The following is a 14,414-nucleotide window of genomic DNA, read 5'->3' on the forward strand; positions in this document are numbered from 1 at the left end:
GGTCCCGCTCCGACTTGCTACCCGCCGCCGCGTGCCGTCCAAAGCGATTTACCCGACCACCTCATGATATCTCCCATGAATCAATCGATGTGGCGAACCTACCTCGTCACCCAGTCGTCGCTGTCTGAGGGCCGATCGACACCCGAGATCGTCCGGGCTGCGATCGACGGCGGGATCGACGCCGTCCAGCTCCGAGACAAGGGCCTCGAGGCGCGGGATCGATACGAGATCGGCCTCGAGTGCAGGGAACTCACCGACGCGGCGGGCGTCGATCTGATCGTCAACGACCGTGTCGACCTCGCGCGGGCGATCGACGCCGATGGCGTCCACCTCGGCCAGTCCGATCTCCCGATCGCGGTCGCTCGAGACCTGCTCGGACCCGACGCGATCGTGGGCTGTTCGGCCTCGACGGTTGCGGAGGCGACGAAAGCGGAAGCCGACGGCGCGGATTATCTCGGCGTCGGTTCGATCTACGGTACGTCTTCGAAGGACGTCGAGGAGTCAAAAGACGGCGTCGGCCCCGATCGGATTCGCGATGTCGTCGACGCGGTGTCGATTCCGGTCGTCGGCATCGGCGGCATAACCGCCGAGAACGCGGGGCCGGTCGTGCGATCGGGCGCGGCGGGCGTCGCGGTCATCAGCCAGATCACGGCGGCCGCCGACCCGCGCGCGGCGACCGAATCGCTCTCTGAAGCCGTCGAGTCGGCCCGGACGACCGACGGCCCGCCGGGAAACGGACCGGCGGCCGTCGATGGAGGTGATACTCGATGACCGAACTCGGTACTGCGACGAGTACGGACCTCGGGCGGACACTCGAGCGACTCCAGGAGGCGGAACCGCTCGTCCAGGCGCTGACGAATCAGGTGACGATGAACGACGTGGCGAACCTCATCCTCCACTGGGGCGCGCTGCCGGTCATGGCCGATTCGCCCGGCGACGCGGGCGAGATGGCCCAGATAGCGGGCGGGGTTCTCATCAACGCCGGGCAGATCGAGGAGTACAAAGTTGAGGCGATGATCGAGGCCGGACGGGCGGCGAACGACCGCGGAATCCCCGTCGTCCTCGATCCGGTCGGCGTCGGGTCGACGTCGTCCCGAAAGGCCGTCGCCGAGCGACTCCTCTCGGAAGTCGACTTCGCCGCGATCAAGGGGAACTACGGCGAGATCAGCGCGCTCTCGGGCGTCGAGGCGGACGTCAAGGGCGTCGAATCGATCGGCGACTACGACGACATCGACGAGACGGCTCGCTCGCTCGCGGATTCGACGGGCGCGGTCGTCGTCGCCTCCGGCGTCGAAGATATCGTCGTAGACCACCATCGCGCCGTCGGCGTCGCCGCGGGCCACGAGATGATGGGCGAGGTCGTCGGCACCGGCTGTATGCTCGGCGCGACCCTCGCCGCGTTCTGCGGCGCACTCGAAGACAACCGCGCGGGAGCGCTTTTCGGGACGCTCGCGTTCGGACTCGCCGGCGAACGCGCGACCGATCTGTCGTACAACGGTCCGGCGAGCTACAAAACGAACTTCCTCGATTCCGTCGCCGAATTCTCCCCTGCGATCGTCGATGAGATCGATCTCGAGGGCCGGGTGACGCGACTCGAGTGAGAGTTCGGCGATCCGACTCGTTGACTCGACGTCGAGTGTGCGGTCTCGAGTGGCGCTCGGTCGGTTCGACTCGAGTGACGCGGTTCGCGTACGTCACTTCGATCGATCGAAGTCTCCAACAGCTATGTCCCTCGAGCGAGAACGCTACTCTGTACCAATGACACGAACTGCACTCGAAGCGGCGGCCCAGTCACTATCGGATGCGGCGGATGCGGCAGATAGCGACGAAGCCAGCGACCGACTGGAAACGCAATCGACGAAACTCGAACAGCTCGCGACGGCCGACCGCGGCCCCGACCACGGCCGACTCGCTCGTCACGAACACATCCTCAACGAAATCGCCGACGAGCAAGGCGGTACGGTCGCGGACCGCGTCGAGGACGCCCTCGACTCGATCCACGAGTTCCGAGAGACGCTCGAAGGCGTCTGAGCGGGCGAAAAACGATCGAATCGGTTTCGAATCAGCAGACGGGCTTCGGGTTCGCGCCCATCGCCTCGAGGCTCTCGACGTACTCGCCGTAGGCGGCCTCGATTGCGTCGGTCGCGGCCTCTTCTGCTCGATCCCAGTCGTCGTCGCCGTCACAGACTGCCTCGAGCAGGTCGCTTACCCGCTCGAGTTGGTCGTCCAGATCGTCGCCGAACTCGCGAAACAGCTGTGCGCTCTGTGGGTCGGCGTTACCGACGAAGAAGCCGACGACCTGCTCTTTCGAGCGCTTGCTCGCGAGGATGCGGCCGGCGAACGCGCCGGCGCGAGGGATCGTCGACTCGAGCCCGCGGAGGTACTCGTGGAGCGCGGGGACTTCGTCCGGGTCGTACTCCTCGAGTCGCTCAGAGACGGTTTCGTAGTGGTTTCGTTCCTCGTCGGCCGTCGTTTCGAACGCCTCGCGTGCTTGCTCGTCCGACTCATCGGCCGCCCACTCGTCGAAGGTCTGCCACGCGGCGTACTCGGCGTCGGCGGTCGCCTCGAGAACGGGCTCGGTGTCGATGTCGCCGTCCGTGCTTGCATACAGCGACTTCGAGGATCCCAGTCGGGATAGGGCTGTCTGGTTGTGTTCGCGAACGCGGTCGAGGACTGTCTCGGCATCCGTCATGGCTCCCGTTTCGACCGGCGGCGAGTTAGGTGTGTCGTGTCGATTCCACGCAGGTGCCGTACGCGCCGCCGTCGTTTTTCCACGCAGGTGCCGTAACGTACCGCCGTCGTTTTGCGGACCCTACCGTCCGGTACGCACCTCCTTTAATTGGCTTCGGGGACAGTAACGACGCGATAACAATCACCTTATCAAAACTATTCTCGAATGCACAATGAAACGACGAACGTATCTCGTGACGGCGGCCGGTGCGGTCGCACTCGCAGGCTGTGCGGGTTCGGGAAACGACTCGGACGACGAAAGCGAGGACGATCCGAACGACGATACGCCCGAAGACCACGGCGGCGACGGCCCCGACGACGAGACCGGAACCTTCGACGACTTCGAGGACCTCGAGTACTGGTTCACGAAGCAAGGAACCATGTCCGCCGACGAAGACCGATCGGCTGTCGGTTCCCAGTCGGTCAAGCTCGAGGCGTCCATGTCCGACGAGGGCGTGATGATCTCGCGAACGTTCGACTCCCCGCAGGACTTCTCCGATATGGTTCCCGGTATGGCGGTCGCCTCGGAGGTCGAGTTGAACCCGATTATTCAGCTGTCGGACGACAGCGGTGACCGGATCGAGTATCGCGGACGCGTCGATCCCGACCTTCCGTTGGTTCGGTACAACTTCGGCGTCAGCAAGATCGTTGGCGACCCGACGCTCTCCGAGATCACCTCCATTCAGATCACGACCTGGACAGGCACCGAGAAAGAGCGGACGTTCTGGTGTGACGACCTCTACTTCGTACCGCGCCTCGAGACAGGGACGGTGCTGGTGCAGTTCGACTACGGCCACGAGACGATTTACACCGAGGGTTACTCGGTCCTCGAGGAGTACGACATTCCGGCGACAGCGTTCGTCAACACCGATTACGTCGGAGGCGACGGTCGCATGGATCTGGGACAGCTCGAGGAACTCCACGACGACGGCTGGACCATCGCTAGCCAGTCGGCGACGACCGCAGACTTGACCGAGTCCGACGATCCGGCCGGCCAGATCCAGTCGGGCGTCGAGTGGCTCGAGGAGAACGGATTCGAGGACGGCGCGGGCTACTTCGCGTACCCGCTCGGCCGCTTCGACGAAGCCGCCGTCGATGCCGTCAAGAGCCATCACGATCTCGGGTTCGCGAACGGATACGGCGTCGGCGGCGAGGTCACCAACACGGCCCTCTGTCCGCGCGTCGGCAACCCGGATACAGACGATGCAGAACAGTTGCTCGAGCGAACCGCCGAGATGAACGGACTCACGACCATCTACTACACCGAACTCGACGACGACCGTCTCGACTCGTTCGAAGAGACGATGGCAACGCTCAGCGAGATGGAATCGGACGGCGACCTCAAAGTCGTTCTCCCGAGCGACGTCGAAGAAAAATACGTGTTCTAGGCGTTACCAGACGCGAGTCGGCTTCGTCCGGTCCGCGATTCCCTCTCGGTCACCGCTTCGCCTCGAGGCGAACGCCTTCGCTTCGCTCAGTTGTCGGCTTCGCCTGTCTCACGGGTCACTTCGTTCCCCGTTCGACTTCTCGAGGCCTCGTTCCCGTTGGTTACTCGGCCTCGCCTGTCTCTACCGGCGCGTTGACGAGATTACCCCACTCAGTCCAGGATCCGTCGTAGTTGACGGCGTCCTCGTAGCCGAGCAGTTCGTGCAGTGCGAACCAGGCGACGGACGAGCGCTCGCCGATTCGGCAGTAGGCGACGGTCGTCTCGTCGCCGTCGATGCCCTTCTCGGCGTACAGTTCCTCGAGCTCCTCCTGGCTCTTGAACAGGCCGTCGTCGTCGGTGACCGCCGCCCAGGAAATGTTCTGGGCGCCGGGGACGTGGCCGCCGCGCTGGGCCGTCTCCTGGAGTCCTGGCGGCGCGAGGATGTCCCCGCGGAACTCCTCGGGCGAGCGAACGTCGACGAGCGGAACGCCGCGCTCGATCGCGTTCTCGACGTCTTCGCGGTAGGCGCGAATGCTCTCGCGCGGGCCGGCCGCGTCGTACTCGACGGCCGACAAGTCCGGCTCCTCGTCGGTCGTCGGGTAGTCGTTCTCGAGCCAGTACTCGCGGCCGCCATCGAGCAGATAGACCTCGTCGTGGCCGTAGTACTTGAACTGCCAGTAGGTGTAGGCGGCGAACCAGTTCGAGTTGTCGCCATAGAGGACGACGGTCGAGTCCTCGGAGATGCCGTGACTGCCCAGTAGGTCCTCGAAGTCTTCCTTCTCGAGGATGTCCCGTCGCGTCTGGTCCTGAAGCTGGGTCTCCCAGTTGAAGCCGACCGCGCCCGGCGCGTGGGCGTCGTCGTACGCTTCAGTGTCGACATCGACTTCGACCAGTCGAAGGTCGGAATCGTCACTTTCGAACTGGTCGAGTCGGTCCTCGACCCAGCCAGCCGTTACGAGTACGTCGTTGGCGTATTCTGTTGCCATACACACCCGTAGGAACCTGCCCCACATAGTTCCCCTTCTAACCGGATAATGCAGTCACCGCTTCATTTTACAGGAATATTTTGCCGGATTGGTCTGCGACGAACGATCGTATGCGGTTGAAACGACCGTATTCGATGTTTTCAGCCCTTCGTCTCTCTGCAACCGGAGAGACGATGAATCGGTCGACCACTGATGCGGATATATTTGCCACAACCTCGGCACCGATGAGAGCGGTGCCGGAACCGGTGACCTCTCGAGTCTGCGTCGAGATGGTTTCCTTAATGGACGACGCCTACGTCGTTTCGCCGGAGTGGACCGAAGCGCACCTCGAGGATCCGTCCGTTCGCCTCGTCGACGTGCGAGACGCCTGGGAGTTCGACGCTATCGGACACCTTCCGGGTGCCGTCAACGTTCCGTTCGACAGCTATCGCGACGAGGACAGCGACGAGCCGGGCACGCTCCCCGGCGCGGCGGCGTTCGCCGACCTCCTCGAGGCCGCCGGCATCGAACCCGACGACGCCATCGTCGCCTACGACGACATGCACGGCGTGTTCGCCGCCCGATTCGTGCTGACCGCACGAGTCTACGGCCACGAGGACGTTCGGCTCTTAGACGGCGACTTCAGCGCGTGGAATCGGGAGCGAGAGACGACGAGCGACGAGCCCGAATTCGAGCCCTCGAGCTACGAGCCGGATCCACTCTCCACCGAGGAGAGCCCGTTGATCGACCTCGAGGGAGTCGAAGCCGCGCTCGAGCGCGACGCAATCTTTGTCGACACCCGCGAACAAGACGAGTACGAGGAGGCTCGCCTGCCCGGCGCGGTTCGGTTCGACTGGCGGGAGGTCGTCGACGACGAGACGCGGCGACTCAAGCCCGAGGCTGAACTCGAGGAGCTACTCTCCGAGCACGGCATCACGCCCGATCGTGAGATTATCCTCTACTGTAACACGGCGCGGCGGATCAGCCACACCTACGTCGTCCTCCGGGCGCTCGGCTACGAGAATATCGGATTTTACGAGGGGAGCCTCACCGAGTGGATCGCCGCGGACGGCGTGCTCGAGACCGGCAGCGAGTAGCGTTTGCGGGCTGGGCACTGGAGTCAAGCACGGCTCCTCGCAGTCGTGTCCGAGAGCACTGGTCGACAAATCGGGACAGCGTTACCGTCGAGATACCTTGCGTGTGCAGGCCAAGGGCGTTTTTCTGGGAGACGCTTTGGATAATCCGTACTGATGTCTACTGCCGATACTCGAGCGGAGACGCTCAAGAAAGCGAGCACCGTCACGACAGTAATCGACGCGATGGCCGAATTTGCGAAGGGCCGGCGGGCTGGCGGCCTCGTACTGCTCGGCGCCGCCGCCCTTTCTTCGCGAATTCCCGGCGTGGGGACCGCCGCTTCGGTCCTCCTTCGAGCGTATCGTCGACTCCGGTGAGGATCGTCTCCTTACTCTGATGGAACCATGAAGAGGTCCCGGCCCTTGTGGCCGGGGTCGTTCACTGGCTTGGAGTCCCGTGCGAATATCACCGCTCACCACCCTTCCCCGGATACGCATATTATATGAAGCGACCACAAATTATATACTGCGAACGGTCGTATGTTGCTCACGGAATGAATCGAGACGAGTCCGGTAGGGAGCCTCCATCGGTCGCGACTGAGTGGACGGAACAGCGAACGACGGAATCGACCAAGGATCGTGTCTACGCCGTCGCTATTCAACTGTACGAACCGACACGCGTCGCTACCGTTGCGGAAGATGCAGACGTTTCTAAGGAGACCGCTCGAGAGTACCTGAAGTGGTTCGCCGAAATCGGAATGATAACGCAGGACGGCGAATCACCCGATCTGTTCAGCAGGAACGAATCGTACTTCGAGTGGCGACGAATTCAGCGCCTTCGCGGACAGCCGATCGAGGAGTTAGAACGAACCTAATTATTCGATCGGTCGTCGACCGCCCTGCTCAGAAGTGGATTGGCATTATATATTTCACGTATATGGAGAAATTTGAACACATATGGTACAAATTTTGGATATTCTGTTTGATAGTGGAAATACTTTACCGCAACCGGCTTGTATTGTGTCCAAAATGGGTTCTTCATCTGTGGCTGGTACGGAACTCGAGACACGAGTTCAACAGCAGGACGTTCTCTCGCGACTCGGCTCGCGCGCCATCGAAACCGACGATCCGGGTCGGTTGCTCGAGCACGCGGCGGACGCAATTCGTGCGTCACTCGATGCTGATCACTGTCACGTCCTCGAGTTTCGCTCGGATGTCGGGCAGTTGCGCTCTCGCGTCGATATCGGGCCGGGCCCCGAACTGGTCGATCCGACGATGCTCTCGACGACGCCCGATTCCTACGTCGGCTATACGCTGTGTGCTGTCGAGCCGGTCCTCGTCCCCGAGTTCGAACTCGAGGAGCGTTTTTCTGCCCCTGTACGTCTCGTCGACCGTGACATCGCGAGCGCGCTCGCCGTTCGAATCGGTTCGAGCTCCGAACCGTGGGGTGTTCTGGGCACGTACGCGACCGAGCCACGAGCCTTCACCGAACGCGACGCCCGCTTTCTCGAGAACGTCGCACGGGTCCTCGCGTCGGCGCTCGCGGATGGAGAATCGAAGTCGAAACGTGGTGGAGTATTGACGGACGAGCAAATCCTCGAGATGTGCCCGGTCGGAATCACGGCGATCGACGCGGACGGTCGGATCGTGTTCGCAAACGAGTACGCCGCGGACGCTCTCGGTGGTCCCGCGAGTGACCTTCCGGGATGCGTCGACGAGGAATCGTGGCGGTTCGCGGGCCCGGACGGGGACGCCGTTTCGGTGAGCGAACTTCCCTACACCCGTGTGAAACGAACCGGCGAACCGGTCACCGAGGAACTGCTCGGCATCACGAACGACGACGGGAACCGGGTCTGGTTGTCGGTCGACTGTCTGCCCGTGTTCGACGACGACTCGTTCGAGGGCGCTATCTGTGCGCTCACGGATGTCACCGACCGCAAGCAACTCGAGGGGAAACTCGAGGAGATCCTCGGCCGGATCGACGACGCGTTCTGTGCGTTCGACGAGGACCTTCGGTACACGCTCGTCAACGACCGCGCGGAGGAACTCCTCGAACACTCCGAAGCCGAACTGCTCGGCAACACGCTCTGGGAGATGTTTCCCGAGGCGACCGACGATCCGGATGTCCGCGAGAGCTTCGAGACCGCCATCGAAACCAACGAACCGACGAGTTACCAGCACTACCACGAACCGCTGGGGAACTGGATCGAGGGGAACATCTACCCCTCGGACACTGGCGTTTCGGTGTACTTTCGTGACATTACCGAGCGCAAGGAGTACCAGCAGCGACTCGAGCGCTCGAACGAGCGCCTAGAGCAGTTCGCCTACGCGGCGAGTCACGACCTGCAGGAACCGCTTCGGATGGTCACGAGTTATCTGAACCTGATCGATAGACGGTACGGAGACGATCTCGAAGACGACGCACAGGAGTTTCTCGCGTTCGCCGTCGACGGTGCCGAACGGATGCGCGAGATGATCGACGGGCTCCTCGAGTACTCACGCGTCGAGACGCACGGTGATTCGTTCGATCTCGTCGATCTGAACGATGTCTTCGCGGACGCACGGCAAGACCTGATGGTTCAGATCGAAGAGACCGACGCGGAGATCTCCGTGGGTTCGCTCCCCGTCATCGAGGGGGACGGCAACCAGTTACGACAGGTGTTTCAGAACCTCCTGAGCAACGCGCTCGAGTACTCGGGCGAGTCGCCGCCCCGCATCGATGTCTCGGCGACGCGGGACGGAGACGAGTGGCTACTTCGCGTTCGAGACAACGGGATCGGAATCGAATCGACGAACGAAAACAGAATTTTTCAGGTGTTTCAACGGGTACACGACGCCGAAGAGGAGAGCGGCAGCGGAATCGGCCTCGCGCTCTGTAAGCGCATCGTCGAGCGCCACGGCGGGTGGATCGACGTCGATTCGGAACCCGGTACCGGGTCGGTGTTTACCGTGGCGTTTCCTGTCACGAACAACTAGCTCTCGGTCGCCCGTGTTCTTCGGTCCGTCGGCGGATGGATTCGATGGAGTTCTCGTAGCCGTCGGGACGGTTGCGTTCGTTTTGAAGTGTCTCCAGTCTGGGCAAAACGAGAACAAATTATAAAACCATCATCTCTGTGCTATATCCACGATCGTATGCGGGATTTGTGCCGAAACCACACAATTATCCACATTTAATAATGTATTTTCCGAATCTCACTTCGGCTCGTTGCGGATACGTCAACTGTAATCGCGAATACGAGTTTAGATGAACAACAGCTGGTCCAGAAAGTATAAGATGGTTCCGTTTAATCCGTATTCAGTATGCGACGACGAACATTCCTGACGTCGGTCGGCGTGGGCGCAACTTCGGGGCTTGCCGGTTGCCTCGTGAACGATGGAAACGGCTCAGGCGAGGCCGACGTCACCATCGGTATCGTCTACTCAACGGGGGGACTGGGCGACGAATCGTTCAACGACATGGCGAATGCGGGCGTCGAGCAGGCGGTGTCGGAGTTCGACATCGCCTACGAGGATGCCGAACCCGAGGAGGTCGGCGATATGAACGAGATGCAACGGCAGTTCGCGCGCCAGGAGGACATCGACCTCGTCTGCTGTATCGGTTTCGATCACCAAACAGATCTGGAACAGAACGCTGCGGAGTTTAGCGATCAGCAGTTCATGATCGTCGACTCGACGGTCGACGCTGACAACGTCATCAGTTACGTCTTCCGCGAACACGAAGGTTCGTTCCTCGTCGGGCAGCTCGCTGGAATGTTGACCGAAATCGAGTACGCACACGGCGGCGGCGAGTCAAACCCCGACGAATCGGTCGTCGGCTTCGTCGGCGGCCGAGAATCGTCGCTCATCGAGCGCTTCGAGGCGGGATACATCGCGGGTGCGGAACACGCCGTCGAGGGCATTGATGTCCAGAGGGCTTACGCGGGGAGTTTCAACGATTCCTCGACGGGACAGGAGATCGCAAACGGGATGTACAACGACGGGGCCGACGTCGTCTACCACTCCGCGGGCAACACGGGCGGCGGCGTCTTCGAGTCGGCCCAGTCCAACGGCCGATTCGCGATCGGCGTCGACGACGATCAGTCGATCAGCTCCGAATCGTTCAGCGACGTGATCGTCGCCAGCATGGTCAAACGAGTCGACAACGCCGTCTACGAATCGATCCAGTCGGTCGTCGAGGATTCGTTCGAAGGCGGAACGACCAACGATCTCGGTCTCGAGGAAGAGGGCGTCGCCGCGGTGATCGGACAGGACTTCGAGGGCGAACTCCCCGAAGACGTCACCAGTTCGCTCGAGGAGTCCCGTCAGCAGATCATCGACGGCGAAATAGACGTTCCGACGACGACTGACGATTCCTAGAGACCATGTCTGCTGACGACGAGTCGGCCGACGGAGCGAGACCCGGTGCAGCCGCCGTCCACATGGACGGAATCACGAAGCGGTTTCCTGGCGTCGTCGCGAACGACGACATCGATTTCGCCGTCGATCGGGGGACCGTCCACGCCCTCGTCGGCGAGAACGGAGCCGGCAAGACGACGCTGATGAACGTACTGTACGGGTTGTACGAACCGACCGAGGGATCCGTACGCATCGACGGCGTCCGCCACGAGTTCGACGGGCCCAGCGACGCGATGGACGCTGGTATCGGCATGATTCACCAGCACTTCATGCTCGTGGATACGATGACCGTCGCCGAGAACGTCGTGCTGGGAAACGAACCCACGAAATGGGGCGGATTCGCGACCGATCGTGCACAAGCCATCGAGGAGACCAAAGCCCTCGCAGAGCGGTACGGCTTCGACCTCGACCCGACCGCACAGATCGACGAGATCAGCATCGGCGAACAACAGCGCGTCGAGATCCTCAAGGCGCTCTACCGCGGCGCCGAGATTCTGATCCTCGACGAACCGACGGCGGTGCTCACCCCACAGGAGGTCGAGGGCCTGTTCGACATCCTCGAGGAGTTGATCGCCGAGGGGAAGACGATAATCTTCATCACGCACAAACTCGGCGAGGCGCTCGAAGCGGCCGACGAGATTAGCGTTTTGCGCGACGGAAAACTCGTGGGAACCGTCTCGTCGGCAGCGGCCTCCCAGGAAGAACTCGCGCGGATGATGGTCGGGCGAGACGTGCTACTCGACCTCGAGAAACCAGCGGCTCAACGCGGCGACCCGATCCTCGAAGTCGAGGAAATGAGCGTCGAGGACGACCGCGGTGTGACGGCGGTTTCGGACGTCGACTTCGCCGTCCACGAGGGCGAGGTGTTCGGGATCGCCGGAGTCGACGGAAACGGACAGTCCGAACTCATCGAAGCGATCACGGGACTGCACCAGCCCTCGAGCGGGACGATCACGTTCGACGGCTCGCAGATTACCACCGCCTCGCGCAGCGACCGAATCGGGATGGGAATGGCTTACATCGCGGAGGACAGACAAAAGCGCAGCCTCGTCATGGACTACGATCTCAGGCGAAACGGGCTGCTCGGCTGTCAACGCCTGCCCGAATTCTCGAACGGGTTTCGAATCGACTGGGAGAGCACCGAGGAGTACGTCGACGACGTGATCGACGAATACGACGTCCGGCCGCCGGACCCCAGCGCGGACGCACACTCGTTCTCGGGCGGCAACCAGCAGAAGTTCATCGTCGGCCGCGAGTTCGAGCGTGACCCCTCGCTGGTGGTCGCGTCCCAACCGACTCGCGGCGTTGACATCGGCAGCATCGAGTTCATCCACGACCGACTGCTCGACCTTCGGGCGGACGGGACGGCGATCTTGCTGGTGTCCTCGAAACTCGACGAAGTGAGACAGCTCTCTGATCGACTCGCGGTGATGCACGACGGCGAAATCGTGGCTGTCGTCGATCCCGACGCGGTCAGCGAAGAGGAACTCGGCCTCCTGATGGCCGGCGAGCAGCCCGCCGGGATCACCGCCGAGAGCGCGCGCGTTCGAGGAGGAGAGTCCGCATGAGCGGGCTTCGTGATCGGCTCGCCGGGACGCTCGATCGACTCGTCGACGCCTCGCCGCTCGAGCGCCTTCTCATCAGCGTCGCGTCGCTGGTTTTCGCGCTCGTACTCGGCGCAGTGTTGATTTTCGTCTCCGGGTTCGTCGCCACCTGTAACAGCCCCGTCGTCTTCATTCCGGGGGTCGGATACGGCTGTTACAATCCGATCGAGGTGTATTCGACGATGCTCCAGGGCGCGTTCGGCTCCCCGATCAGCCTCGGACAGACCTTACAGGAAACGACGCTGCTACTGTTTACCGGCCTCTCGGTCGCCGTGGCGTTCCGGGCCGGCCTGTTCAACATCGGGACGCAGGGACAGATGGTACTGGGCGCGCTGGCGACCGCCGTGACCGTTCTCTGGCTCGGTCCGTTCGTTCCCAACAACGCGATCGGAACGATCGTCGTGATTCCGGCCGGCATCGCCGCGGGCGCTGTCGTCGGCGGCTTCTGGGGGATGATTCCCGGCGTGATGAAAGCCTACGCGGACGCACACGAGGTGATCACGACGATCATGCTCAACTTCATCGCGACCGCCATCGCGTTCTATCTCGTCAACAACCACGTCGGTGACCCCTCGTCCGACTCGGTCCTGACCGAGACGATTCCGGCGGTTGCGCAGTTCCCTGCGGCTATCGACGGCTCGCGCTTCTCTTTCTTCGCGCTCGGCGCCGGACTCCTTGTCGCGATCGGGATCACGCTCCTGTACACGCAGACCGTGATAGGGTACGAACTACGCACGAGCGGAATACAGGAGACTGCGGCCGAGTACAGCGGCGTCAACGCCGAACGAAACATCGTGACGAGCATGACGCTCTCGGGCGCGCTCGGCGGCGTCGCCGGCGCGATGTACGTCATGATGGCCCAGTACCGCTGGCAAACCGGTATCCCGTCGCTCGGTTTCGACGGCATCGCGGTCTCGATCCTCGCCGGAAACAATCCGATCGGTATCATTCCGACGTCGCTCCTGTTCGGGACGCTCAAAAGCGGGAGCCTCGCGATCAATCTCTCGCTCGGCGTGCCGACCGAACTCGTCGAGGTCATACAGGGCCTGATCATCCTCTTCATCGCGATGCCCGAGTTCTTCCGACTGATCGGAAAACGATCCGGCTTCGGCTCCGACACCCCCGCAACCAGCGGAGGTGAGCAAGCGTGAACGTCTCGAGCGTCTCGGTCTCCAGACAGGAAATGCTGTACGCCGGGGCCGGTCTCGCCGTCGTGGCCGTGGCCTGTCTCTGGCTTTTCGGGCCGGTGGACGCGTCGTCGATAGCGATGGCGTTGCGGTTTACGGTCCCGATCGGGTTCGCCGCGCTGGGCGGAATCTTCTCCGAAAAAGCGGGTATCATCAACATCGGTCTCGAGGGACTGCTCATCATCGGCGCGTTCAGCGCGGTCGCGAGCATGTACGCGCTGTCGCTGACGCCGATCGGCGCGAACGTCTGGCTGGCGTTCGGGTTCGCGATCGTCGCCAGCGCGGTGGTCGCGCTCCTGTTCGCGATCGCCTGCATCGAATTCAAGGCCGATCAGGTCATCGCGGGGCTCGCGGTCTGGCTGATCGCGCTCGGATTCGCCCCGTTCGCGAGCACCATCGTCTGGGGCCAAGTGAACAGTCCCAGCGTCGACGGGTTCTCAAAATGGGCGATTCCGGGTCTCGCAGATCTCCCCGTTTTCGGGGACATATTCGTGATGCGGCCGCCCGTCATGTTGCTCATCGTAGCGGGCCCGCTCACGTGGTACGTCCTCAATCGAACGCGATTCGGGCTGTGGATCGAAGCGAGCGGCGAAGACCCGAAAGCGCTCGATACGGCGGGCGTCGACGTGCAACTGGTTCGGTACGTCGGAACCGTTCTCTCCGGCGTGTACTGCGGGATCGGCGGCGCTGCACTGGCTCTCAGAGTCGGCCAATTCACCGGCGGCGGCGAAACGATGGTGAACGGACGCGGCTTCATCGGCCTCACCGCGTACCTGATCGGCAACTACAATCCGATCGGCGCCTTCTTCGCGTCGTTCCTGTTCGGCGGCCTCGAGGTGATCCAGCTCAGTATTCAACGGACCTCTGACATCGGAATTCCCACGAGACTGGTCGGAGTGCTCCCCTACGTGATCGTACTCGTCGTGCTCGTCTTCGTCGGAAAGACCCAGATGCCCTCGTCCGCCGGGGACCACTACGAGTCGGACGACTGATTCGGCTCCGTCCTGGTGTCCGTTCGAGGCGGATTCGGTCTC

Annotated in this window: 14 protein-coding genes; 12 read left to right on the forward strand and 2 right to left on the reverse strand. The window is 62.4% G+C overall.

The genetic code is table 11. The annotated features are described in order from the left end of the window. The first annotated feature begins 75 nt into the window (after nt 1–75). From thiE to EL22_RS03100, 3 genes are all read left to right on the forward strand, one after another. Nucleotides 76–771: a thiamine phosphate synthase gene (gene thiE, locus EL22_RS03090; protein WP_050050107.1), complete on the forward strand. Its 696-nt coding sequence runs from the start codon at nt 76–78 to the stop codon at nt 769–771. Further along, complete coding sequence (gene thiM / locus EL22_RS03095) at nt 768–1,601, forward strand: hydroxyethylthiazole kinase (RefSeq protein ID WP_050050108.1); 834 nt, start codon at nt 768–770, stop codon at nt 1,599–1,601. The genes thiE and thiM overlap by 4 nt, the downstream gene beginning before the upstream one ends. A gap of 157 nt (nt 1,602–1,758) precedes the next feature. Next, complete coding sequence (locus tag EL22_RS03100; protein ID WP_050050491.1) at nt 1,759–2,031, forward strand: hypothetical protein; 273 nt, start codon at nt 1,759–1,761, stop codon at nt 2,029–2,031. 31 nt (nt 2,032–2,062) lie between these two features. On the opposite strand, the gene EL22_RS03105 is transcribed toward EL22_RS03100, so the two are convergent. After that, nucleotides 2,063–2,692: a hypothetical protein gene (locus EL22_RS03105; RefSeq protein WP_050050109.1), complete on the reverse strand. Its 630-nt coding sequence runs from the start codon at nt 2,690–2,692 to the stop codon at nt 2,063–2,065. Nucleotides 2,693–2,903: 211 nt separating this feature from the next. On the opposite strand from EL22_RS03105, the gene EL22_RS03110 reads away from it, so the two are divergent. Beyond that, entirely contained in the window at nt 2,904–4,118 is a 1,215-nt protein-coding gene (locus EL22_RS03110) for a polysaccharide deacetylase family protein (protein WP_050050110.1), read from the forward strand. Nucleotides 4,119–4,278: 160 nt separating this feature from the next. On the opposite strand, the gene EL22_RS03115 is transcribed toward EL22_RS03110, so the two are convergent. Further along, a complete protein-coding gene (locus tag EL22_RS03115) occupies nt 4,279–5,142 on the reverse strand; it encodes a sulfurtransferase (protein WP_050050111.1) in 864 nt (287 codons plus the stop codon). Nucleotides 5,143–5,423: 281 nt separating this feature from the next. Between EL22_RS03115 and EL22_RS03120 the strand changes: the two genes are divergently transcribed. From EL22_RS03120 to EL22_RS03155, 8 genes are all read left to right on the forward strand, one after another. Beyond that, nucleotides 5,424–6,218: a sulfurtransferase gene (locus tag EL22_RS03120; protein ID WP_050050112.1), complete on the forward strand. Its 795-nt coding sequence runs from the start codon at nt 5,424–5,426 to the stop codon at nt 6,216–6,218. 153 nt (nt 6,219–6,371) lie between these two features. After that, complete coding sequence (locus EL22_RS03125) at nt 6,372–6,572, forward strand: hypothetical protein (RefSeq protein WP_050050113.1); 201 nt, start codon at nt 6,372–6,374, stop codon at nt 6,570–6,572. Between the two features lie 176 nt (nt 6,573–6,748). Then, nucleotides 6,749–7,069 (forward strand): hypothetical protein, encoded by a 321-nt coding sequence (locus EL22_RS03130; RefSeq protein WP_050050114.1) that lies wholly within the window; start codon nt 6,749–6,751, stop codon nt 7,067–7,069. Nucleotides 7,070–7,223: 154 nt separating this feature from the next. Further along, complete coding sequence (locus EL22_RS03135) at nt 7,224–9,170, forward strand: ATP-binding protein (protein WP_197075831.1); 1,947 nt, start codon at nt 7,224–7,226, stop codon at nt 9,168–9,170. Nucleotides 9,171–9,494: 324 nt separating this feature from the next. Continuing rightward, nucleotides 9,495–10,550 carry a BMP family protein gene (locus tag EL22_RS03140; protein WP_050050116.1) on the forward strand — a complete coding sequence of 352 codons (1,056 nt, stop codon included), beginning with the start codon at nt 9,495–9,497 and terminating at the stop codon, nt 10,548–10,550. Nucleotides 10,551–10,555: 5 nt separating this feature from the next. Continuing rightward, nucleotides 10,556–12,157: an ABC transporter ATP-binding protein gene (locus EL22_RS03145; RefSeq protein WP_050050117.1), complete on the forward strand. Its 1,602-nt coding sequence runs from the start codon at nt 10,556–10,558 to the stop codon at nt 12,155–12,157. Further along, entirely contained in the window at nt 12,154–13,344 is a 1,191-nt protein-coding gene (locus tag EL22_RS03150; RefSeq protein ID WP_050050118.1) for an ABC transporter permease, read from the forward strand. The genes EL22_RS03145 and EL22_RS03150 overlap by 4 nt, the downstream gene beginning before the upstream one ends. A 32-nt stretch (nt 13,345–13,376) precedes the next feature. Beyond that, nucleotides 13,377–14,372: an ABC transporter permease gene (locus tag EL22_RS03155; RefSeq protein ID WP_050050492.1), complete on the forward strand. Its 996-nt coding sequence runs from the start codon at nt 13,377–13,379 to the stop codon at nt 14,370–14,372. The last annotated feature ends 42 nt before the right edge of the window (nt 14,373–14,414 follow it).

The sequence above is a fragment of the Halostagnicola sp. A56 genome (assembly GCF_000691505.1).
Lineage (GTDB): Archaea > Halobacteriota > Halobacteria > Halobacteriales > Natrialbaceae > Halostagnicola.

Bases quoted from the DNA above. Each gene is read 5' to 3' on its own strand.
- thiE (WP_050050107.1), top strand. From the start codon at position 76: ATGAATCAATCGATGTGGCGAACCTACCTCGTCACCCAGTCGTCGCTG.
- thiM (WP_050050108.1), top strand. From the start codon at position 768: ATGACCGAACTCGGTACTGCGACGAGTACGGACCTCGGGCGGACACTC.
- EL22_RS03100 (WP_050050491.1), top strand. From the start codon at position 1,759: ATGACACGAACTGCACTCGAAGCGGCGGCCCAGTCACTATCGGATGCG.
- EL22_RS03105 (WP_050050109.1), bottom strand. From the start codon at position 2,692: ATGACGGATGCCGAGACAGTCCTCGACCGCGTTCGCGAACACAACCAG.
- EL22_RS03110 (WP_050050110.1), top strand. From the start codon at position 2,904: ATGAAACGACGAACGTATCTCGTGACGGCGGCCGGTGCGGTCGCACTC.
- EL22_RS03115 (WP_050050111.1), bottom strand. From the start codon at position 5,142: ATGGCAACAGAATACGCCAACGACGTACTCGTAACGGCTGGCTGGGTC.
- EL22_RS03120 (WP_050050112.1), top strand. From the start codon at position 5,424: ATGGACGACGCCTACGTCGTTTCGCCGGAGTGGACCGAAGCGCACCTC.
- EL22_RS03125 (WP_050050113.1), top strand. From the start codon at position 6,372: ATGTCTACTGCCGATACTCGAGCGGAGACGCTCAAGAAAGCGAGCACC.
- EL22_RS03130 (WP_050050114.1), top strand. From the start codon at position 6,749: ATGAATCGAGACGAGTCCGGTAGGGAGCCTCCATCGGTCGCGACTGAG.
- EL22_RS03135 (WP_197075831.1), top strand. From the start codon at position 7,224: ATGGGTTCTTCATCTGTGGCTGGTACGGAACTCGAGACACGAGTTCAA.
- EL22_RS03140 (WP_050050116.1), top strand. From the start codon at position 9,495: ATGCGACGACGAACATTCCTGACGTCGGTCGGCGTGGGCGCAACTTCG.
- EL22_RS03145 (WP_050050117.1), top strand. From the start codon at position 10,556: ATGTCTGCTGACGACGAGTCGGCCGACGGAGCGAGACCCGGTGCAGCC.
- EL22_RS03150 (WP_050050118.1), top strand. From the start codon at position 12,154: ATGAGCGGGCTTCGTGATCGGCTCGCCGGGACGCTCGATCGACTCGTC.
- EL22_RS03155 (WP_050050492.1), top strand. From the start codon at position 13,377: ATGCTGTACGCCGGGGCCGGTCTCGCCGTCGTGGCCGTGGCCTGTCTC.